This window comes from Labilibaculum sp. K2S, assembly GCF_030372765.1.
GTDB lineage: Bacteria > Bacteroidota > Bacteroidia > Bacteroidales > Marinifilaceae > Labilibaculum.
This window is the reverse complement of record NZ_JAUCMW010000004.1, coordinates 141,593-164,693: the sequence shown is the minus strand read 5'-3', so window position 1 is coordinate 164,693 and position 23,101 is coordinate 141,593. Positions and strand designations below refer to the sequence as shown.

Genomic DNA, 23,101 nt, shown 5'->3' with positions numbered 1-23,101 from the left:
ATTCCAAGTAAGATATTGGTGGCACTCCTCAATTAGGAGTGCCACTTTTTTTTTATGCTTATTAATGAATAATAGGAGGACAATCGATTATTTACTTATTTTTATAGCTCCAAAAGCCCAATACAAACAATTAATCAATTGATTCTATGAGAACTTCCTTAATGTTCTTGTTGCTGGTAAGTGCACAAGTTATGAATTCCTTTACTTCTACTGCTCAAACAAGTAATCCCATAAGTATAATTCCAAAGCCATCAAGAATTATTAATGATAAGGGGAGTTTATTGTTAAAAGAAGATGTGAAAATATTTTTTTCGGAAGAAGTGGAAGACAAAGAGATTTTACTTTCCTATTTGTGCGATCAGATAAATCAATTAACAGGCATTGAAATCCCTAAAAAGATAACGAGAAAGTTACCGGCATCTAATAAAATCATTTTTAAAAAGGTTACTGATAACAATTGGGGAGAGGAAGAATATTCTTTGATTGTTGATGTTACAGGAGTTTTGATTGAGGCTAAATCGGGCAAAGGATTTTTTTACGGAATACAATCCCTTTTGCAGATAGTGCCTTTAAATACTGAATTGAAAATTCCTTACGTGAAGATATTGGATGAGCCAAGGTATTCGTATCGGGGAATGCATTTAGATGTTTGCCGTCACTTCTTTTCTGTTGATTTTATCAAGAAGTATATCGATTTAATGGCAATGTATAAAATGAATACTTTTCACTGGCATTTAACCGAGGATCAGGGCTGGAGAATAGAAGTTAAAAAATATCCAAAACTTACAGAGATTGGTGCGTGGCGAATTGAAAAGGATGGGAGTAGGTACGGAGGTTTTTATACCCAGGATCAAATTAAAGAGATTGTAAAATATGCGTCGGAACGATTCATAACAATTATTCCGGAAATTGAATTGCCGGGACATTCTGTAGCAGCTCTCTCTGCTTATCCTTATTTGGCTTGCAAATCTGGAACGTTTAATGTAGAAAATGAATGGGGTGTTTTTGATGATGTATATTGTGCAGGGAAAGAGACTACTTTTGAATTTTTGCAAAATGTTTTGCTGGAGGTTATTGAATTATTTCCCTCTAAATACATCCACATTGGTGGCGATGAATGTCCTAAGTCAAACTGGGCATCGTGTCCTTTGTGTCAGAAAAGAATTAAGGAGGAAGGACTGAAAGATGAACATGAATTACAATCTTATTTTATTCAGCGAATAGAGAAGTTTTTACTAAGTAAGAATCGTAAAATTATTGGTTGGGATGAGATATTGGAAGGTGGGTTAGCACCTGAGGCAACCGTTATGTCATGGAGAGGAACTGCAGGAGGTATAGAGGCTGCAAAACAAAAGCACGATGTAATAATGACACCCGGATCTCATTGTTATTTCGATCATTATCAGGATGTGAATTACATTGAACCTACGGCTATTGGTGGTTTTACTTCCTTACAAAAAGTATATGAGTTTGAACCAACACCTTCAGAATTAAATGAAGATGAAGCAAAATATATTTTAGGAGCACAAGCAAATGTTTGGACTGAATATATGAATACCTCAGATCGGGTAGAGTATATGGTTGCTCCCCGAATCTGCGCTTTGGCAGAAGTTGTTTGGTCACCTAAAGGTCAACGAAATTGGAATGATTTTCAAACCAGAATGAATCATCATTACGAATTACTGCATAAATATGAGATAAATTCATTCATTCAGGCACCGCATGGAGGAGTTAATAAGAATTTCTTTTTTGATCAGATGGAAATGCCTTTAGAGGTAAAATTGCAGGATGCTGAAATAAGATACACATTGGATGGTTCAAATCCAGATGTTAACTCTAAAATTTATACTAAACCGTTGGTGGTAGAAAATACGACTGCCATTAAAACTCAGACCTTTCACAAATCAGGCTTAAAGAGTAAAATAAGAACTATTGAATGTGTTAAAATTTCACCATTGGTGTCCGATACAATTTCTGAATTAAGTGAGGGATTAAAGTACAAAATTATAAAAGGGAAATTTAATAATCCTGATGAGGTAACCTATGATGAAGTGGTGCAGTGCGGAGTTTTGGATAAAATTAAGTTTCCTAAGGATATTGAGGAAGACTACTATGCTATGGAAATTACGGGATATTTAAAGATTGATAAAAAAGCAACTTATACTTTTTTTAATTATGCGGTAGATCCTGCTCAAATTTCCATTGGGGATCATGTGATAATAAGTAATGAAGGACTGAATGCAAGACAGGAACGCAGAGGCCGGATTCATCTGGACGAAGGTATATATCCTATAAGAATTGTGATGGTGAAAAATACTCCTTATGCTAATCAGCAAGTATCTTGGTGTTCCAATTATTTTGATCAAATACCAATTAATTCAGAAAATTTATTTCATTAAAATAGGAGATCTAAATTTTATATTGAAAATCATTATTATCTCATGCTTGTAATTTTCTGATTTTATGTATCTTGTATATAAAAACAAGAAAAATGCAATCTAAAGAAGAAAATACCAGTTTAAGTTCATTTTATAGAGAGAGGTTCGATTCTTTTTTAATTAATTTGTCAGAGGCCAAGCAAATTAAAGAAGAGGACATTCATAAGTTACGTGTTGATATTAAATACATACGAAGCTTACTGCTATTGATTGAAGAATTTGATTTAGATACTGATGCCGGCTCGAAGTTATTGAAACAGTTGAAAGGCATTTTTAATAGTGCCGGTAAACTCCGTGCTCTTCAAGTTTCTAAATCATTGTTGTTAAACAGTAATGTTGATATACCCTCTGAGATAATGTTTGTTTTGGATGACGGGTTGGATGCAAGTGTTGAAAAATTTAGAGCTAAATGCTCTGAATTCGAGATCCTAAAGTTTAAAAAAGGAGTAACAAGTTTATGTTCTTCATTAAATCAGGTGAATATTGCGGAACTTATAATAAAAGTAGACAGCATTATTCGCGATGAATTGGAAATAGTAAACAAGTTATTTAATTCATCACAAGGAGAGGAATACCATCATGAAATCAGAAAGCTGCTCAAGGTTGTTAAGGCTCTTCAGCAATTGTTGCTTACGCTTCAGGATGATGAGAAAAGAAGACAAGCTTTAGATATTGTAAATTCAACCGAAACACTATTAGGAAATTGGCACAATTATAAAGTGATGGATAATTTCTTGATTAAACTAGACAGGGAATTAACTCAACCTACAGTGAAGAGAACTCTTAAAAACTTAAAAAATCAGAACAATAGATTGAAGCAAGAGGTTAAAAATGAGTCCGATAAATACTTGAGGAATTACTTCTAGTTTTTGCGACGAAATATGTTTTTAATTTTTTGATAAATTGATTTTTTCTCATCCTTACGCTTTTCCCGTCTCGCTTTTCGTTTCATTAATTTATCTGGATCTGTTGTTGTAATACCAAATAAATTATCGAAAAAGTTTGATTCAGGTGGCAAATAGTGAGGCATATCCAAGTCTGCCAAAATATCGCTGTCAGGTTTTGAGATAGGTGAGTTGGTATATCGTTTAAAGTTTTTATTGGTGCTTAATTTATTCATGAACTTACCGTAAATGGGTAACGCCATGCTTGCTCCTTGTCCAAGGCTTAGGGAGTTAAAATGAATACGCATATCTTCTGCACCAACCCAGACCCCTGCAACCAAATTGGAATTGTAACCAATATACCAGCCGTCTGCCTGATCTTGTGTCGTACCTGTTTTTCCAGCCAGATCTCCCTCTAATCCATAAACAGAACGAAGAGATTTTCCTGTGCCGTCGTTAACTACAGCCTGAAGCATATGATTAATTATATCGGCATTTTGAGGAGATATTACAAATCTGTTTTCTTCCCTTTCAGCAGAAAGATCTACAATTAAATTACCCTTGTGATCTTCAATTTTAGAAATGTAGTAAGGATCTGTGTGTACACCTCTGTTCGCCAGAGTAGCATAAACCTGAATCATCTCAAACAGTGAAATATTCGCAGTTCCCAAGGCGAGAGATGGTACCTTTGGTAAACTACTGTCAATTCCCATTTCTTCAGCCAACACTATGGTATTACGAATTCCGGTTTCCAAAAGAACATCTACAGCAATAGTATTTACCGATTCAGCAAGTGCTCCTTCCATGCTGTAACTTCCTTCGTAAAGGTTATCCGCATTTCTCGGCGACCAATTATCGTATTCTTCATAAATTTTTCGTTCATTGGGAAGGTACTCGAAAGGAGAAATTCCTTCTTCCAAAGCCGCAGTATAAACTATTGGCTTAAAGATCGATCCAACTTGTCGCTTTGCTTTTACATGATCATATTTAAAATGATCGAAATTGATTCCGCCAACCCAGGCTTTAATTTTCCCACTCTGAGGTTCCATGGCTAAAAATCCGGTGTTTAATATTTGGATGTAATGCTTTATGGAGTCAAGAGGAGACATTTTTACAATTTTATCTCCATTCCAGGTGAAAATTTTCATGTCCACCTTCTCATTAAATATTTTATTAATTTCTGTTTTTGATTTTCCTTTTTGTTTAAGGGATTTGTAACGTTCAGATCGTAGTTTTGCATCCTCTATTACATCTGTATTATTTCCCCAAGGAGATTTTTTGCCCAAATGCTGAACGAATTGGGATTGTAAATTTTTCATATGCTCTGCAACTGCTTTTTCAGCATGCATTTGCATTCTCGCATCTAGTGTGGTTATGATGTTTAGTCCATCACGGTAAATATCATAGTAGGTACCATCTTCTTTTGGGTATTTTTTTAATATTGTATTTGCTTCAATTCTTATTCTTTCCCGAAGATAAGATGCCAAACCAGTTTGTGTTGATTGCTTCTGATAATTAATAATTAATGGAAGTGCTTGAACTTCATTTAGTTTTCGATCCGTAATGAAGTTGTATTTAGCCATTTGACTCAAAACAATATTTCTTCTTTGTTTTGATCTTTCAGGATGAAGTCTCGGATTATAGGATGTTGGAGCTTTAAGCATACCAATGAGTACGGCACATTCCTGAATTTCAAGTTTTGATGCCGGCTTACTAAAGAATTGTCGGGATGCACTTTCAATACCAAAAACATTCTCACCAAATGAAACTGTATTTAAATACAGTTGAAGAATTTCCTTTTTAGAATAAATTTTTTCCAGACGAGATGCAGTTATGGTCTCCTTAATTTTGTTTACCGGCATGCTTAAGGGGCCAAAATTTCCCCGGGGATATAGATTTTTTGACAACTGCTGACTCAGAGTACTTCCTCCTCCTGAGCTTCTATCCCCCATAACTAAGGATTTTACCAATACGCGCATCATACTTCTTTGATCAATACCTTGATGTTCATAAAACCGGGTATCTTCAGTAGCGATTAGCGCATCGATTGCATCTGGAGAAATGTCTTTAAATTTTACATTGGTTCGGTTTTCAGCATAAACTCTTCCCAAAACAACACCATCTTCAGAATATATTTCAGATGCATTGGCATTTTTAATGCTCTTAAGAGTATAGTAATCCGGCAATTTGCCCCAAAGTCCGATGTATACACTGCCTAGTAAAATACCGATAGTTATCAGGAATAATAGTAGCCCAAACCCAAAAAAACGGATTAAGTAATTAGAAAATGAACGCTTTCCATTGTTCTTTTTTTTGTTGCTTTTTTTCTTTTGAGAAAGAGTTTTTCCTTTGGAAGGTTTTTTCGCTGTTGCCATTCTAAATCTAAGTAACGTCGTATTTCTTACAATAACGCATAAATTTCTAAAAGATTATAACCTGAATAAATCCATTCTGAAAATTTCGCGCTCAAATGTAAACAATAATACTTATTTTTTTAGTATCTTAATGTAATAGTCTGAATTGTTCATCGTATCACAGAATTGACGAGATGTCTTTTAACTGCTATTAATTGAGGTAATTGTGTGATTTGTATGATGTGATTAGTAAGTCTCATTTTTAAATTTATAAGGATGAAGATAGAAAAAGTAATCATAAATTCGAAGGATGAGTTTTCTAAAATAAAAGAAATTCAGCTTGAGCCGGATTTGTTATTTATTTTTGGCGATGGTGAATTGATATGCGAAAAGGAATTAAAGTCAGTAATCAGGAATTCTTTTCCAGACTCAATGATTTTTGGATGTTCAAGCTCTGGTGAAATTTCAGGTATGGAGGTATTCGATAATAGTATTTCTATTGCAGCAGTTAAATTTTCTTCTACAAAGCTCAGAATAGAATCTGTTGATCTTACCAAGTATAAGAACAATGTTGAATGCGGTGAGAAGTTGTGTGAGAAATTTCCTCAGAAGGATTTGAAACATTTAATGGTTTTATCCGATGGGATTACTGTTAATGGATGTAATCTTATTGAAGGGATTCAAAATAAATTGTCGAAGCAAGTCGCAATTACAGGTGGATTGGCCGGAGATGGAACAAGATTTTCTAAAACCTTTGTGTTTGATAAAGGAGGAGAGGCAAAATCAAATTGTGTTTGTGCCTTGGGATTCTATGGAGATTCGATTTCTATCGGATACGGAACAAATGGTGGATGGGAGAATTTTGGCATTGAACGTCTTGTCACAAAATCGAAGAATAATATTTTGTACGAATTGGATCACCAACCAGCTCTTTTATTATACAAAAAATTTTTGGGGGAACGGGCAAAAGACTTGCCGTTGTCAGGAATGTTATTTCCACTAAGTTGCCGGGTGGGAGATTCTCAAAATGCTGTGATTCGCACCGTGCATGGTATAAATGAGAAGGATCAAAGTCTCATTTTTGGTGGTAATATTCCTGACGGAGGATATGTGAAATTGATGAAAGCAAACGTAGATCGATTAATTTCAGGAGCTGAAATGTCGGCTAAAGCAAGTACTGATATGATCCCGAAAGGAGAGTCGGAATTCGCTGTTTTGATTAGTTGTGTTGGGCGCAAATTAGTACTTAAGCAATTGGTTGAAGAAGAAGTTGAAGTTGTTGCCGATGTGATAGGTAAACAGGCTATTCTTACCGGATTTTACTCTTACGGTGAGATATCTCCGTTTAAAAAAAATAGTCCTGGTTTTCTACACAATCAAACCATGACCATAACCACCTTTTCTGAAAAATAAAGCATATGCATCGATTATTGAAAAGGCAAGTCCGTAAGTATTTATCTGCAGAAGATGAAAGTAAATTTAATGACTTTCTGAATGCTGTGGAAGAAGCATATGAGGATTACGATAAAGATATAAAACAGACGGAGAATATTTTAGATACTTGTTCTTTGGAACTTTTTACGCTTAATAAGGAACTGCGAAAAGTAGTTGATAATAAGACGCAGGAAGTTGAGGCTGCATCTTCCAGAATGGAATCAATTGTAAATAATATTTCAGAGGTAATTTTTCAAACTAATTTTCCGGGAGAATGGCTGTACTTAAATTCAGCATGGACAAAAATCACTGGGTTTAGCATCAAAAAAAGTATTGGTTCCAATGCATTTGAATTCGTTCATCCTGATGATATTGAGAGATGTATGTCGAAATTAAGAACTTTAATTGAGCATAAAACAAATTTTTGTTTTATTGAAGTTCGGATGGTAACCATTAGTGGTAGTTACAAGTGGTGCGAAGCTACAATTAGAGTTACAAGAGGTGCTGATGGAAAGAAGAATGGTTTTACTGGAACTTTAAAAGATATTACCGAGAGAAAAAGACTTGAGGAAGAGAAAAACAAAACGGAAGAAAAATTCAAATTGATATTTGAAAAATCATCTGTCGCTTACCTTCTAATTAAAGAATCCCGGTTTATTGAATGTAATAAGGCTTGTCTTGATTTATTTGGTGTAAGCAAGAAGGAGAATTTTATTGGGAAATATGTAGCAGATTTTTCTCCAGAATATCAACCTGATGGCTTATTGTCTTTTGATAAAGCTAAAGAGTATATTGAAGAAGGTAAGATTAGTGGTAATGCTAAGTTTGATTGGATTCACCGCAAAGAAAATGGAATGGAATTTCCTGTTGAAGTTGCATTAAACAAAGTGCCTTTGATGGATGGGAATGTGTTATTTGTTGTGCTAAATGATTTATCGGAAAGAAAACGAGTGGAACAAGAGTTGATTATTGCCAAAGAGAAGGCAGAGGAGGCAACTTATGCAAAAGCACAGTTTTTGTCCACGATGTCGCATGAGATACGTACTCCTATGAATGCAGTTATTGGAGTTACTCATTTATTGTCGGAGGATGATCCAAGAGAAGATCAAATTCAGAATATCAATATATTGAAACTATCTGCAGATAATTTAATGACTTTGATTAATGATATACTGGACTTTAGTAAGATTGAAGCTGGTCATGTTGATATTGAATCCCTGGATTTTAATTTCAGAAATTTAATTCAGAATATAGCTTCAGGTTTTGATATGAAATCAAAAGAGAAAGGTTTGGATTTTATTGTTGATGTGGATCCGAAAATTCCTGCCTATTTAATAGGTGATCCAACCCGTATCTCACAAGTTCTTAGTAATTTGTGTGGTAATGCAGTTAAATTCACCGATAAAGGAAATGTTCAGGTGGTAGTATCTTATCAGGAAAAATATGATGATAAGGTAAAATTGAAATTTGAAATTAAAGATACAGGTATTGGAATTCCGGAGGATAAACAAGATCAAATATTTCAGTCTTTTTCTCAGGCAGACTCAAATACCACAAGATTGTATGGTGGAACCGGCCTTGGTTTAACAATTTCAAAAAGGTTAATTGAAATTATGGGAGGCTGCATCAATGTTAAGAGTGATCTTGAATTTGGTACTACCTTTTCTTTTGATTTGTGTTTGACAATTAGCCATAGGTCAAAACCCAAATTGGATTTTATTACCGAAAGTTATCAAAATAACGATAAAATGAAAGGCTTGCATATTTTGTTAGCTGAAGATAATCAGATGAATATATTGATTCTGAAGCAATTTTTGAAAAAATGGGAGATTACTTACGACATTGCAATGAATGGGCAAGTAGCTTTCGAAAAGGTGCAGGCGGGCAATTTTGACATGGTGCTAATGGATTTACAGATGCCAATAATGGATGGTTATAAAGCCACACAAAGTATTCGGAGTCTGCCCGATGAAAAATACAAGACAATGCCAATTTTAGCAATTACCGCTTCTGCGTTTAACGAAGTTCGCAAGAAAGTATTGGACGCAGGAATGAATGATTTCGTAACCAAGCCAATAAATCCGGAAGATTTGTATCTAAAAATTGAAAAATACATTCTCTAATTATCGATTGTAGCTACACATTATCTACTATTATCCACTGATTCATTTTTAAAAGGGGACAAAAATCGTCAACAGGATTTGTATTTAAAAACGGATATTTTATTTCTGAAAGATATAAGCCTTGGGGATAAGCTAAATTTAAAAATTGAAGAGGTGTTTTACTTCTAATCATTTCTTTAAATTCTTCTACGCTTTTTTGTCCTGTTCCCACTTCGATTAATTCGTGAACAAGAATTCGAATCATCCCTCTTAAAAATCGATTGGCCGTTATTTGTAAACGGAAGTTTGTTTCCGAAGCGTCAGTAAACAGTTGTACAGAGAATATATTGCAGAGCGTATTGTTGTGGCTGTCCGGGGATTTGCACAAAGCTCTAAAATCATTGTATTTTGTAATTACAGAGGCTGCTTTAGCCATTTTCACCACATTAGGAGTTATATTGTAAAGTGTACTTATTTCATTTAAAAATGGATTTTTTTTGGTGTGGATAAAGTAGTTGTATGTTCTTTCGCTTGCACTTGTTTGTGCATGATAATTGCTGTCCACTTCAAAAACATCGTAAACCGAAATATCTGAAGGAAGGATTTTATTCAATACAAAAAGATGGTGATCGTTCCATATCTTGTCAGTATTGATATGGAAAAAATACTGTGAGGAATGTACTCCTGCATCTGTTCTGCCACATCCAATGCAAACGATTTTCTCCTTAAGTAATTTGGATAATTTGTCTTCAAGTACCTCCTGAACACTCACAATATTTTTCTGTCGTTGCCAACCTCTATATGCGGTTCCTTTGTATCCGATGTGAAAAAAATACCTCACTCTTACTTGTTTTAGCTTATGAAATCTTCTATTTGGCAAAGGTATCAATTCATAGGATCTATTTTAAAAATGATTAGGAATTCTCTAAACTGCTTTTAAATTAGTAGCGAATTGCCAATAAATATTATCAATAAGTTATCTTAGAGCTCATTTTTGGAAAAATACGAACACGATTTTATGTTTTTTGAGCACAAACTAAAACAACAAACAATGAAGAAATTATTGATTGCCATTTTGGTGATTTTTGCAATTAGTACTCATCAATCAAATGCTCAGTCGGTATTCGATCAGGTGAACGATCCTTATTTCGGAGAAAGCTGTACCAGTATAATGGTTGGTAAAAAGGCTACCACCGATGGATCTGTAATTACCAGTCATACCTGCGATGGCAGATACCGAACTTGGTTACAGGTTGAAAAAGGACAAAAATTTGAGAAGGATACTACCCTTGAAATTTACAAAGGCAGTTTGAAGACAGAAACGGCCTGGGACAGACGAAAAATGAAAGTGGTTGGAACAATACCTCAGGCAAAGAAAACTTATGCCTACTTAAATACAGCTTATCCTTGTTTGAATGAAAAGCAATTGGCCATTGGCGAAACAACCATTGTTGGTCCGAAAGAATTGGTGAATGATAAAGGGATGTTTCTGATTGAAGAGCTGGAACGCATTGCACTTCAGCGGTGCACAACGGCTCGCGATGCTATTGTATTGATTGGGAAGTTAATTAAGGAATATGGTTACGGCGATTGGGGTGAATGCATTACGATTGCTGATAAAAAAGAAGTTTGGCAATTGGAAATCTTTGGCGAAGGACCTGATAAAATTGGTGGTGTTTGGGCAGCTCAACGAATTCCTGATAATCATATTGGCGTATCGGCAAATATCTCAAGAATTGGAGTGATTGATAGAAAGAACAAAGACTATTTTATGTATTCGGAAAATGTTTTTTCTGCTGCAAAAGAATTAGGTAGGTGGGATGGAGAAGAGGAATTTAAATTCTGGAAAGTTTATGGTAAAGTTGAAAAGCCTTTTAAAATTCGTGAGTTTTTTATCATGAATGCTTTGGCTCCATCTTTAAAATTAGATTTTGAGGCGGAAGAATTACCTTTTTCGGTAAAACCGGATCAGAAAGTTTCAGTACGGGATATTATTGCGTTGTATCGTGAAACCTACGAAGGGACTAAGTATGATATGACTCAGAATTTGAATGTGATAAGGAAAAAATACAATAAAGAGAATGAGGAGATAGGTGCCGATACCATTAAGGCTTTAAATGCGCATCCATGGCCGAATGGTGATAATCGTAAATTGTATAATTACTTAAAAGATGGAACCGTTGAATATCAAAGAACTGTTGCTGTATCGTGGTGTTCGTATTCTCACATTATTCAATTAAGAGATTGGTTGCCAGATGAAATTGGTGGAAGAGCATGGTTTTCTTTTGACAATCCAGCTCAAAGCCCTCGCATTCCTATTTATTCCGGAACAACCGAATTGCCGGAAAGTTTTCAGTTTTGCGGTCAGCATCGCTACCGCGACGATGCTGCTATTTGGCAATATCGCAAAGCCAACAAATTGGCTACTTTACAATGGCAAACCACACGAAAGGGAATGATGGAAGAAGTTGCCTACTTTGAGGAAAAAGGATTTAAAGAGTCCGCTGAACTTGAAAGTCAAATACAGAAGCTATTGAAGGATGGTAAAACAAAAGAGGCAAAAGTATTGTTGAACAAATATACCCGCGATTTTACTGGTGCTACCATGTTACGTTGGAAAGAGCTGGAAAATGAATATTGGGGGAGATTTGGATTGGGGTTCTAACAAAATCAGATTTTATCCAAACGCATAAAAAACCGGTTGAACATCTGCTTCAACCGGTTTTTTTAGTAACGAAAAAAATCAAAATTGGAATCCAAACCCATAATCCCAATACCATTTGCCAATTTCAACACTGCAAATATAGAAATAGCAGTACTTACGAGCAGAGGGGAGAGGAATTATGGACAGATGGATTTTCATTTGCAGCTATTTTATTCAGTCTTCATATTCAACTTGTACCAGTTGATGTTACGGGTAAAGTACATTGTGATTCCCAGTATTAATGCCAAGCCAATACTGCCCATTAATAAAGCATAATCGGCTAACTGAAGAGTTACGAACAGAAAACCATAAATTCCTAATATGGTAGCTGTTAAAACTCCGGTGAATTTGCCTGATTTAAATACGCTTTTGGCATAAATTAATATCATCAGAGAAGTTACTCCTGCTGAAATTAAATAGGCAATGTTAAAATTGGAATGTTCCGATATGGATATCAGTAAGATGTAGAAAAGACAAAGAGCCAGACCAACCAAAGTGTACTGAAATGGGTGAATTTTCCGTCCATTCAAAATCTCGACTAAGAAGAACACCAAGAATATTAAGGCAATAGTCATAACTGCATATTTGGAGGAACGCATCGACTTTTGATAATCGTCCAGAGGCATAATCAAATCAACACCCAAGGCTGAATACTGCATTTCGTTTCGCATGTTTTTATCAATCCAAGTTTGCGGATAGTTACGGTTTAGTTGCAAGATTTTCCAATCGGCCGAAAAACCTTCATCACTTACCTCTCGGTTGTCGGGCAGAAAATTGCCATTAAAACTAGGTGAATTCCAGGTGGAAGATAGGTTTACTTTTGTGGTACTTCCCAGCGGTATAAAGGAAAGGTTTTGGCTCCCCTGTAAATTTAACTTGAATGAGAAATCAATATTTGTGTTGATTTGGTTGCTTACATCAGGCAAATCAATGCTAATGCCCGAACTAATCATATCGTTTAGTTTAGACCCGGGTTGTACATCCAGCTTTTGATTCCCCCAGTTCAGTGTAATCTGATCTTTTATGCCTCGAAGATCTGATATTCCAACGGTTAGGAAGGCTTCATCGTATTTGATTTCTTTCAATCCGTTTTGATCAATTTTGGTGTTTAGTTTAAATTGACCGTTGAAATCTAAAATACTTTTGTATACAACCACTTCATAAATTCCTCTTTTCAACTTCTCAGGTTCTATTTTACCAGTTATTGCCAGTTGCTCGGGTAGCAGGTACAGATATTTTGTTTTCGTGATGATCTTGCCATCTTCAATTTCATATTCATAGATTAATGGGATGGTGAGAATTGGTCCGTTAATTTGCTGCTTGCCAGCCCATTTTTGACTTACTTCATTTAATACCGACTGATTAAGCATTTCTCTCTCGCTGATGATTGATTTAATCATGCTGGCAGGAATCAGCAGTAAGAGCATTAAAATGGTGATGGTTCCTAGTTTAAGTCCAACCGAATTCTTAATCCAGCTGTTAACTTTGTCGAATGGTGATTGTGAATCGTTCATTTTTTTAATATTTATTTAAAAGTACTTTGTGATTCAAAGTGAAATGATAAAAAAAATTATTTAAGCAATTGTTCTATAGCCTTTATGTGTTTGATAAAGGCCAGTTTGCCTTCATCAGAAGCAGAATATTTGGTGTTGGGTTTTCGATCCATGAACTCTTTTTGCACACGAATGTACTCGCTTTTTTCAAGCGACTTTAAATGGCTCGCCAAATTACCATCGGTAACGCCCAATAGGTTTTTAAGGGCGTTAAAATCGAGGTAGTCGTTAACCACCAAAGCCGACATGATTCCCAGTCGAATTCGGTTTTCAAAAGCTTTATTTAAATCTTTAAGTAGTTCTTTCACGACTTGTATTTTAGCTCCATGATTATTCCATAAATGATATGTAGCAGACCGAATCCGATGCACCAGAAAATCAAACCATATCCTATAAAATAAGTTGCAGTCAAACCTAGTAAAATTTCAAGCATTCCCAAACTGCGGATTTCGCTTATTGTGTATTTACTGGCATTTACCAATGCTAAACCGTAAAATAGTAAGGTTAGTGGGGCAATTAATCCGATGTATCCTTTTATCAAAAGAAGCAGGCAAAATATACCACCGCTAAGCAATGGAATTAATAAATTAATTAGAAGTGTTTTGGTTTGAGAACTCCACACTTTTTGTTTTAATTTTTTTGTTTTTAATCTGGTGAAAAAGAGTCCAAAACCTAAGGCGAGAAGGAGTGTTACGATACCAATTGTCAGTAATTCTATTAACTGATCAATATTTAAAAGAGTTCGGTTAAAATCCTGATATCCAGTTTTGGAATAAATTGTTATCCAGGCAAAATAGGCACCAATAAGTGCAATTATTCCTGCCGATATTCCCGATAAGCCACTCAAAGAGATGAATTTAGATGATTTGCTCATCATCTCTTTAATGTTCTTTAAGTCTTCGATGTATTTTTGCTGGTTCATGAAAAGTACTTTGTAATTCAAAGCAAAAGTAATGGAAAATTTTAAATATTCATTATTTGATGATAAATAAATGTTTTTTTTGATTTGAGATTGATCGTATTTGAAGCGACAAAATGTGAAAGAGCTTATGAAGAAGGGTGTACGTACAAATGCTTATTCTCATAATACGTTCATAAGCTGTTTCTTCTGGTCAGAATAAGTTTGAACTTTGTTCCATATCAATTTGAACAGAGAAGTTTATGGAAATACATCAAATTACAATACAGGCAGGTATTGATAAGTTAGGCAATACGGAACGTTTGCCCGATTTACAGATAAACAAAGGTGAAATATATGGAATTGTTGGTCCTACCGGTAGTGGGAAAAGTCAGCTGATTGCAGATATTGAGCAGTTGGCACAAGGAGATACAGCGAGTAAACGCAAAATTTTAATTAATGGTGAAATTCCTTCCCATGAACTTCGGAGCGATCCCAGAAAGAAAATGGTGGCGCAATTATCACAGAATATGAATTTTTTCGCCGATATGCCCGTTGCCGATTTTTTGAAACTTCATGCCAAATGCAGAGGAAAAAAAAATATTGATGTAAAACACGTAATTTCTATTGCCAACACACTTACGGGCGAGCCAATCAACGCAAGCGATAATCTAACGATTTTGAGCGGAGGACAAACCAGAGCTCTCATGGTGGCAGATGTTGCCATTATTAGCGAATCGCCTATTGTCTTAATCGATGAAATTGAAAATGCCGGAATTAAAAAACATGAGGCTTTGCAGTTGTTGTCGGGAGAGGGGAAAATAATTCTTGTGGTTACTCACGATCCGGTTTTGGCATTAAGTGCCCAAAAAAGAATTATTATGAAGAATGGTTGCATGCGCGATATTATTGAAAGCACGTACCGTGAGAAACAAATATCATTGCAGTTAAATGATATTGATCAGTATATCTTGACTTTGAGAGAAGATGTTCGGGCAGGTAAAAAAATAGAAGAAGTCAATTTTGATGCATTGCTTCATGAATCGAGTTTTTTGAAATGCTTATAATCGATGAGTGATTGAGTTGTACATGTGGAAATAACAGATTAGTGAAACGAGCCATGCAAAATCATTTACTGCAACGAATAATGATTGCCAAGCAGTTTTCACAGGTCTTAATAAAAAAAATATGAAATTTATTATTGTTGCCGGAACTCCAGGTGCAGGAAAAACCGCAGTTCTGGTTCATACCCTGAAAATATTGTTACAACAGAATGTAAAGCCATCGGTTGTAAAGATCGACTGTTTGTATTCCGATGATCCCAAACGTTTTGCAAAATTGGGTGTTCCCGTTCAGCTGGGTTTGTCGATGGACATGTGCCCCGATCATTTCTCAATTTACAATACCGATGCAATACTGGAGTTTGCTAAAGAGCAAAATTCTGAGTTTCTGATTATGGAGACGGCAGGTTTGTGTCATCGATGTGCACCTTATACCAATAATAGTTTGGGTGTTTGTGTGATTGATGCGACCAGTGGACCCAATAATCCGATGAAAGTGGGTCCTTTTTTGAGTTGTGCTGATATCGTGGTGATCACCAAAGGCGATATGATATCGCAGGCGGAGCGGGAGATATTTCGGGAATGTATTTTGGAAACCAATCCGAATTGTTCAATCATAGAGGCAAATGGATTAAGCGGACAAGGAGCTTCAGAACTGGCTTTGCAAATTAGAAGTACTGAAAAACTAGTGTCTGAAAATGAAAGTTTGAGGCACAATGCTCCTTTTGCGGTTTGCACACTTTGTGCGGGTGAAAAAAGAGTTGGTGCCGAACATCACCGTGGTTTGTTACGGAAAATGAATGGCATGCAGGAATATGTTGGTGAATAAGTTGTTGTCATTTTAAGGAATAGAAGTATGGAAAAAAAGATAATAGAGTTTCTTCCCGGGTTCAATTGCGGGCGTTGTGGCTTTGGTTCATGTACTGATTTTGCCGAAGTGATTCAAACAAAGCCGGTAAGTGTGGATTTATGTCCTTTTTTGACACAGGAACGGTTTGTTGCTAATAAAGTAGAAATTGGGAGATTAGCTGCGGGGGAGCCGAATGGGTGTCAGGAAAAAACAGTAGGAGTAATTGATTCTTACGAAGCTGATATTGTTTTGGACCCTCTGAAAGGAGAGATTTCATGCAGGGAAGTGCTGATGCCTATGGCTTTAGTTAATTTACAGATAGGAGAAGTGATTGAATACAGACCCTTGGGATGTCCGATAGTACATTACGGGAAAGTGATAAAGATTGATCATTTGTTGGTTACAGTACACCTAATTGGGCCGTGCAGAAGGAGAGAAAACGAGACTAAGTTTACACCGGTGGGTTGCTGTATGGTCATTGCTTTTGAGGGCCGGTTTCATGGAAAAAATGTAAAAGTGGGTGAAACGGTGAGGTTTTTACCGAAACATTGCATGATGCAAAAGGTACACTCAGGAGTAGTGGTTAAAATTGAAGATGAAAACATTCTGATTGAAGGAATTGATTTGAAAGTATGGCAGCCTCCTGTTGTTTATTCCATGAAATAAGTTTTTTAGAGTAACTTATTAAAAATGTAAAGCGCCCTCAGAGATATTTAATCGCTAAGGGTGCTTTTTTTGATATGCTGCATCATTTTAAAATCAAAATAGTTGAGAATGTTGTTCTAATAATTGAATCCTTTTTTTTAATAAATATTTTCGAAAGTTTGCGGATCAAAACAAATTATAAATCAATGAGTCCCATTATATCCAGCAAATAGATGAACAACAGCGACAAGCCAAAAGAAACCATAGGAGCGATGATCCACATCACAAAAAACCGATCGACTTCAGTTTTCCGGAATATGTTGCGGAATCCCAATTTAGCAACTCCAATTCCAATAATAGCACCTACATTAAGCTGTACCAGCGAAGTTGGAATTCCTTTGATTAGTGACGCGCTTAGCAATAAACTTGCTGAGATAAAAGCAATGATAACTGCTTCGATTCTTCCAAACAGCACGATTTCTTTTCCTGTATTTTGTAAAATTTTGTCACCAAAAATTGAGCTGCCAATGGAAAAACTTGGTGCGACTATTAATGTAGCCAGTATCATTACCTGCAAGTAGCGGTTTTGACTCACCATTAGCTCGTTGCAGGCCATTGATGATAAAGGGCCGGCAGCATTGGCAACATTATTGGTTCCTATGGAAAAGGCCACATATAAGGACATAATTACAATTAGGCCTTTTAACAGATAGCTGTCGTTTACTTTTTTGGAGATTGTGTAGCCACGTTTTCGTATGGGCTTGTAAATGTATTTGCCAATAAAAAATGCCAGAGCAAAAGCCACGATTGGCATTATGAACCAGGTTGGGAGTATTTCGAATAACAGTTTGTCGGTATTTAGTGAATTGAAATAGATTGCCGGTGCAGTTACGGCCATTACTGTCGACTGACTGGTTGATTGAGGGATACCAAAGAGATTGGCAATTAGTAAGGAAACCGCCACGGCTAATAATATGGCGGAGACTACAGAAAAGCTCATTAATTGTGGATCCAGAAGGCCTTTTCCAATGGTTTTGGCTGTTTCTTCACCTCCAACAATTGCACCTGTAAAAACCATCAGTCCAAATAAGCCTGGAATCAAACTCTTTTTGATAACATTAGAACCGTAGGCTGCAGAAAAGGCTGGTCCGGTGCCACTTCCCCCCATATTTACGGATAAAAAAATGGCGATTACAAAAGGAATTAAAAAAGGGATCAGCATAGCAGAATGTTTTGATTTGATATCATCAAAAGTATTTCATCTGTAAGCTATCTATCAGCGTATAAAAACGTAATTGCGCAATAGGTATTTGTACGTAGAGTGTTTGGAGTAAAAGGAATGTCTTTTATCTTTTTCAGATTTTGACTTCCCTCTTTTTCACACCTCAAAAATGTGATTCTTAATGGCATAAATTACCAGAGCAGCTGTGTTTTTCGATTGGGTTTTTAGCAGTATGTTTTCGCGGTGTTTGTCAACCGTGCGTTTGCTGATAAAGAGTATTTCAGCAATTTCCTGATTCGATAAGCCCTTGCAAATGTTGTATAAAATCTCAACTTCCCGTTGCGTTAAATCAGATTTTGAGGGCTGATTTTTTTTTCGGTTTAAATTCTTAATAATACTTTCCAGTATTTCGGGAGAAAAGAAATTTTTCCCTTCCATAACGGCTTCAATGGCTTGCTGAACTTCTTCGAAACTGGAATTTTTCAGCAAAAAGGCTTTGGCTCCGGCATCTATCATTTCCGAATAATAATTTTCGTTGGCATGCATCGAAAGAGCAATTATTTTCGTGTTGGGATATTTTTTCATCACCTCTTTACTTGCCTCTATTCCGTTCATTACCGGCATTTCAATATCCATAAGAATAATGTCGGCCTGCCAGTTGGCCTGCAAATCCAATAATTCCTGACCATTACTTACTGCCTTTATTTCGGGCTTGCTATTTTGATTGTTGAGCAGAAAGTACAATCCCTCACGAAACAAATCGTGATCATCAACCAGTGCCAATTTTAAAGATTCAGTCATGATATTGGTATTTTTACTTTGAGGTAAAAGCCTTCATTTTTCCGGCTGTTTATTTCAATGGTTCCGTCCAAAGATTTTACCCTCGTGTGGATGTTCGACAAGCCCATTCCTTTTACCGGTTTCGGTTCCGTGGAAAAGCCGATCCCATTATCACTGTACATCAATTCTAATTTTTGATGATAGCTAAGGAGTGAAAGGTCGATTTTAGATGCAGAAGCATGTTTTATGGTGTTGCTGAACAATTCACCGATGATCCGGTATAGGATCAACTCTACGTTGTAGTCGAAACGTTTTCCGCACAATTGAATATTCATTTGAATTTCGTATTGATCGGTCAGCTGAATTCCCCCGACAAATGTTTTAATGGCTTTTTCCAAACCGTATCGTTCCAAAATATGAGGACTCAACTTGTTGGATATCTCCTTAACGGTGATAATGGCTTCGTTGATGGCCTGATCTGTTTTTTGAATGATTTGCTGGTTATTTGAATTTTCAGCAGATTTATTTAAAGCGGAATTTGTCATTTTAATGGTAGAGAGGATCGGCCCCAATCCATCGTGCAATTCTTTGGCAAAGCGATGGCGTTCCTGCTCTTCGGTCTTGATAACTGCACTCAGCACTTTGGCTTCATTTTCTTTTCTCTCTTTATCTACCTTATCCTGCAGCTGAAAAATACGGCGAATGTAAAAAGCACCAAAAAACATGAGCAATGAAATGACTACAGCCATCCAGTTGGTGATGAATGTTTCCGGTTTACTCTGGTCTGCAGTGAACACATTAAAAAGTTCTGTAAATCTGCGCAAAGCCATTAGTAAAAAACCGATGGAAACCATAATCCAGGAGCTGTTGAAGCGTGTTTTAGGAATCAGGCTGATGGTAATAAAAAAAGCTCCGAATTGTAATAAAACCGATACGATTAGTGCAATTTGTAAAAGCATGAAACAAGAGTAAGGATTCTATTGTTTAAAAAACTACGTTTAAAACCGTATTTTGAAAACTTCACATGATAAGCCGGTTTCAGTTCAGACTATCATGTAAAGTTCTCTATTTGGGAAGATAAGGGTTATAACAATTTTTCCTAACTATTCTCTTTTTTGATAATTCGTTTGTATCCTGTGTATGCATTTAGCTGCATGATCTTAAATTTGATCAACTTTTCCTTTACCAAAGGAAGCTCATCTAAAATTTCTTTTGCATGTTCCAGACTCTTGCATTCCATTATTAAAACAGCATTATTGTGCTCGTTAAAATAGATTTCGCGCAGGTATTCCGATATGTATAACTGGTGAACATGATGGGCTTCCTGCTCCAAAATGCAGCTTTTATTACTCCAGTCAACATCTTTCAATTCTTTTTCTATTGCTAATATTTTCATAATTACAGTTTTATGTGATTAATTTGAGACTAACATATTTCAATACAACTGCTGTTTTTAGTATGATCCAATTGTTCGGTGATAACAAATACTGATGTACTAATGTATTAAAATATATTTCAATGCAAATAGAAAAATTTACACTTTTATAACATTCTGCTGATTTCTGATTTGGAACCTGTTAATCACAAAAAAAGCAGCTCCTGAAAAGAAGCTGCTTTGGATAAATTTAAATGGAATAACCTGAGTTCTATTATTAATTCGTTACTTATCTGAACTATTTATTTTTTGTTCTTTACTGTGAAAAGTAATTGGTATTCAGTTGTTAGAGGACTAATTACTAACTACTAGAAACTATTTCCCTTTTATTTATAGCATACACAAATAAATACAAATTATTACAAGATGATTTAAAGCCGAACTCAGGTTAATAAGACTAGAGAGCTCCGTCATCGTAGGCACGTTCACCATGTAAAGATGCATCTAAGCCCAGATCTTCGTCCTGCTCATTCACTTTTACAGGAGTAATGTAGTTAATGATAGTAAGCATCAGATAGGTAAATACAAATGCATAGGAAGCACTAATTAAAACAGCGGCAATTTCTTTTAAGAAGAAAGCGCTATCGCCTTCAAGCAATCCAGCTTGTGTGTTAACAGCTGTTGAGGCAAAAATACCCAATGCGATGGTTCCAAAAACTCCACCCATACCATGAACACCCCAAACATCTAAAGCATCATCCCAGCCCCATTTGTTTTTAAGCTGAACTGCAGAATAACAAAGTGCACCTGCAGCGATTCCAATAATCATAGCCGCCCATAACGGAACATAACCTGCCGCCGGAGTAATGGTTGCCAAACCGGCAACAGCACCCGTTAAAAGTCCTACAAATTTTGGTTTTCCTTCACGTGTCCATTCAATAATTAACCAGGTAATTGCCGCAAACGAAGCCGCTACGTCGGTATTTAAAAAGGAAAGAGTCGAAATGGCATCAACATCTAATTCACTTCCGGCATTAAAACCGTACCAACCAAACCAAAGTAAACCGGTACCAATTGCTACCAATGGAATGCTGTTTGGAGGAGTTTTAACATCGCGGCGTTTGCCAACATATAGCACAGATGCCAGGGCTGCAAAACCTGCTGTTGCGTGAACAACTACACCACCGGCAAAATCAAGAACACCCCATTGGGCAAGAATACCGTTACCCCAAATCATATGAACGAATGGGTAGTACACAAATAGTTGCCACAGTACCAAGAAGATGAGGTAAGCTTTAAAGGTAACACGATTTACGAATGCTCCTGTTATCAGCGCAGGCGTAATAATAGCAAACATCATCTGATAAGAGATGAAAATATAAGTTGGATATTTGCCTCCGGCTCCGGCAAAAGGAGAATTGAAATCAATACCATTTAAAAAAGCAAGATCGAGATTTCCGATGATTCCTCCTTCACCACCGCTAAAGCACAATGAATAACCTAGGGTTACCCACATAATTGTAGTGATACCTAACGATACAAACGTTTGCATCATTACGCCTAAAATATTTCGTTTTCCGGCTAGTCCGCCATAGAAAAAGGCCAGTCCTGGTGTCATTAACATCACCAGACTGGTACATAAAATCATAAAAGTAGTTGATCCTGTATCAAACATGATAGTTGGTTTTTAGTGTTTGTTAAAATGAAAATCCAAAAACGAAATAGATTTTTTCATCTGCTGGATTGGTGATTACTGATGCTGAAACGGGTAAAGAAAATTTCTCGTTAAGTGCAACTTCTTTAGAAAGTTTTACACCCAGATTAACAACACCTGCTTTACTTCCATAGTATCCACTTTCGCCGTTAAATCCTGTAGAGGTTTTTGCTTTGGCAGGTTTGGTTAAATTCACACCTAAAAAGGCATCAAGAGTTACGTTGTTCGCCATTTTATGACTGTACGATAACTCTGTGTAGGTAGAATACTGGAGTCCGGTTTTCTGATTGAAATCAGCTGTGTTTGGATTGTCTCCAAGTTGAACGGCATCTGCTCCCCAAAAGTTAACGGCAACCATCAAAGCAAATGGAATGTTGTCATTGCCGTTACAACGGAAGCTTCCTTCCAAAACATGACCTGTACGATCGTTGTTGAATTCAAAATACTCGTAATCTTCGCCTTCGGTAGGGAAGTAGTAGTCTGTTAGGGTAAGGCTAAACAGATCTTTGGCAAAAGTGTAAGCCAAATAAAGGTCGAATTCCTGACCTGCATTGTTGCCTCCTAAAGAATAGGCTCCCCATGCACCCAATTCCAAACCCTTGTAGCTAAGACTTGCAGATGGCTGAAGACTCGGACTTGTGCCTCCAAATTGTGTTCCCCGCCAAACATAGCGGCTCATTACATCGGCACCAAAATCGAGTACCGCTTTCTCTTTTTGTCCAAAAGAATAAATGCTAAAACTCAGCATAAAAGCCAATAGCAGGTATACGCCTGATCGTTTCATAGAATTAATGTTAGTTTGTTATTGTGTGAATTATTCTATGACGAATATAGGAGAGAGCCAATCAGCCCGAAATAGAGAATTACCCCTAAAATGAATTACGAAAAATAGCGATGTAATAGGTGAATTACCTAGTGTGGAAATAAAGTAGAATCAGGAGATAATTTTAGGTCACTTTAATAATCAGGCATAAACTTTAGTCAATCTACGAACAGAGGAGTGTTTTGTTCAAGCTAAAAGCAAGGGGATTGATGAGAATTGACTTGATACCTCATCCTATCCTTTTCCTTTAGCTACTCTTTATAC

General features: G+C 36.2%; 19 protein-coding genes. 8 read left to right on the top strand and 11 right to left on the bottom strand.

Translation table 11 applies throughout. The annotated features are described in order from the left end of the window. Nucleotides 1–146: 146 nt before the first annotated feature. On the top strand, nt 147–2,399 hold the full coding sequence (locus QUH73_RS07920; RefSeq protein ID WP_289529898.1) for a family 20 glycosylhydrolase: 2,253 nt from the start codon (nt 147–149) through the stop codon (nt 2,397–2,399). 92 nt (nt 2,400–2,491) lie between these two features. Continuing rightward, entirely contained in the window at nt 2,492–3,304 is an 813-nt protein-coding gene (locus QUH73_RS07915) for a CHAD domain-containing protein (RefSeq protein ID WP_289529897.1), read from the top strand. Here QUH73_RS07915 and QUH73_RS07910 read toward each other — a convergent pair. Next, complete coding sequence (locus QUH73_RS07910) at nt 3,301–5,697, bottom strand: transglycosylase domain-containing protein (RefSeq protein WP_289529896.1); 2,397 nt, start codon at nt 5,695–5,697, stop codon at nt 3,301–3,303. The two genes, QUH73_RS07915 and QUH73_RS07910, sit on opposite strands and share 4 nt — an antisense overlap. A 255-nt stretch (nt 5,698–5,952) precedes the next feature. Between QUH73_RS07910 and QUH73_RS07905 the strand changes: the two genes are divergently transcribed. Beyond that, a complete protein-coding gene (locus QUH73_RS07905; protein ID WP_289529895.1) occupies nt 5,953–7,089 on the top strand; it encodes an FIST signal transduction protein in 1,137 nt (378 codons plus the stop codon). 5 nt (nt 7,090–7,094) lie between these two features. Beyond that, on the top strand, nt 7,095–9,233 hold the full coding sequence (locus QUH73_RS07900; protein WP_289529894.1) for a PAS domain-containing hybrid sensor histidine kinase/response regulator: 2,139 nt from the start codon (nt 7,095–7,097) through the stop codon (nt 9,231–9,233). Nucleotides 9,234–9,246: 13 nt separating this feature from the next. Here QUH73_RS07900 and truA read toward each other — a convergent pair whose 3' ends face one another. Further along, nucleotides 9,247–10,053, bottom strand: coding sequence for a tRNA pseudouridine(38-40) synthase TruA (gene truA, locus QUH73_RS07895; protein ID WP_289529893.1), 807 nt, complete (start codon nt 10,051–10,053; stop codon nt 9,247–9,249). Nucleotides 10,054–10,263: 210 nt separating this feature from the next. Between truA and QUH73_RS07890 the strand changes: the two genes are divergently transcribed. Then, complete coding sequence (locus tag QUH73_RS07890) at nt 10,264–11,877, top strand: dipeptidase (RefSeq protein WP_289529892.1); 1,614 nt, start codon at nt 10,264–10,266, stop codon at nt 11,875–11,877. A gap of 209 nt (nt 11,878–12,086) precedes the next feature. On the opposite strand, the gene creD is transcribed toward QUH73_RS07890, so the two are convergent. From creD to QUH73_RS07875, 3 genes are read right to left on the bottom strand one after another with little or no spacing between them, the layout of a single operon-like run. Beyond that, entirely contained in the window at nt 12,087–13,430 is a 1,344-nt protein-coding gene (gene creD, locus QUH73_RS07885) for a cell envelope integrity protein CreD (protein WP_289529891.1), read from the bottom strand. A 56-nt stretch (nt 13,431–13,486) separates the two neighbouring features. Continuing rightward, nucleotides 13,487–13,777, bottom strand: a complete 291-nt coding sequence (locus tag QUH73_RS07880; RefSeq protein WP_289529890.1) for a winged helix-turn-helix domain-containing protein — start codon at nt 13,775–13,777, stop codon at nt 13,487–13,489. Beyond that, nucleotides 13,774–14,391, bottom strand: a complete 618-nt coding sequence (locus QUH73_RS07875; protein WP_289529889.1) for a hypothetical protein — start codon at nt 14,389–14,391, stop codon at nt 13,774–13,776. The genes QUH73_RS07880 and QUH73_RS07875 overlap by 4 nt, the downstream gene beginning before the upstream one ends. 239 nt (nt 14,392–14,630) lie before the next feature. On the opposite strand from QUH73_RS07875, the gene QUH73_RS07870 reads away from it, so the two are divergent. From QUH73_RS07870 to QUH73_RS07860, 3 genes are all read left to right on the top strand, one after another. After that, complete coding sequence (locus QUH73_RS07870; RefSeq protein ID WP_289529888.1) at nt 14,631–15,434, top strand: ATP-binding cassette domain-containing protein; 804 nt, start codon at nt 14,631–14,633, stop codon at nt 15,432–15,434. Between the two features lie 121 nt (nt 15,435–15,555). Then, entirely contained in the window at nt 15,556–16,257 is a 702-nt protein-coding gene (locus tag QUH73_RS07865) for a GTP-binding protein (RefSeq protein ID WP_289529887.1), read from the top strand. A 27-nt stretch (nt 16,258–16,284) separates the two neighbouring features. Next, complete coding sequence (locus QUH73_RS07860; RefSeq protein ID WP_289529886.1) at nt 16,285–16,944, top strand: (Fe-S)-binding protein; 660 nt, start codon at nt 16,285–16,287, stop codon at nt 16,942–16,944. A gap of 175 nt (nt 16,945–17,119) precedes the next feature. Here QUH73_RS07860 and QUH73_RS07855 read toward each other — a convergent pair whose 3' ends face one another. From QUH73_RS07855 to QUH73_RS07830, 6 genes are all read right to left on the bottom strand, one after another. Further along, complete coding sequence (locus tag QUH73_RS07855) at nt 17,120–18,145, bottom strand: inorganic phosphate transporter (protein ID WP_289529885.1); 1,026 nt, start codon at nt 18,143–18,145, stop codon at nt 17,120–17,122. 156 nt (nt 18,146–18,301) lie between these two features. Further along, entirely contained in the window at nt 18,302–18,946 is a 645-nt protein-coding gene (locus QUH73_RS07850; RefSeq protein WP_289529884.1) for a response regulator transcription factor, read from the bottom strand. Beyond that, nucleotides 18,943–19,884: a sensor histidine kinase gene (locus tag QUH73_RS07845; protein WP_289529883.1), complete on the bottom strand. Its 942-nt coding sequence runs from the start codon at nt 19,882–19,884 to the stop codon at nt 18,943–18,945. The genes QUH73_RS07850 and QUH73_RS07845 overlap by 4 nt, the downstream gene beginning before the upstream one ends. 140 nt (nt 19,885–20,024) lie before the next feature. Beyond that, nucleotides 20,025–20,321, bottom strand: a complete 297-nt coding sequence (locus tag QUH73_RS07840) for a hypothetical protein (protein WP_289529882.1) — start codon at nt 20,319–20,321, stop codon at nt 20,025–20,027. Between the two features lie 436 nt (nt 20,322–20,757). Beyond that, complete coding sequence (locus QUH73_RS07835) at nt 20,758–21,975, bottom strand: ammonium transporter (RefSeq protein ID WP_289529881.1); 1,218 nt, start codon at nt 21,973–21,975, stop codon at nt 20,758–20,760. Between the two features lie 22 nt (nt 21,976–21,997). Continuing rightward, nucleotides 21,998–22,798 carry a TorF family putative porin gene (locus tag QUH73_RS07830; RefSeq protein ID WP_289529880.1) on the bottom strand — a complete coding sequence of 267 codons (801 nt, stop codon included), beginning with the start codon at nt 22,796–22,798 and terminating at the stop codon, nt 21,998–22,000. Nucleotides 22,799–23,101 lie beyond the last annotated feature (303 nt).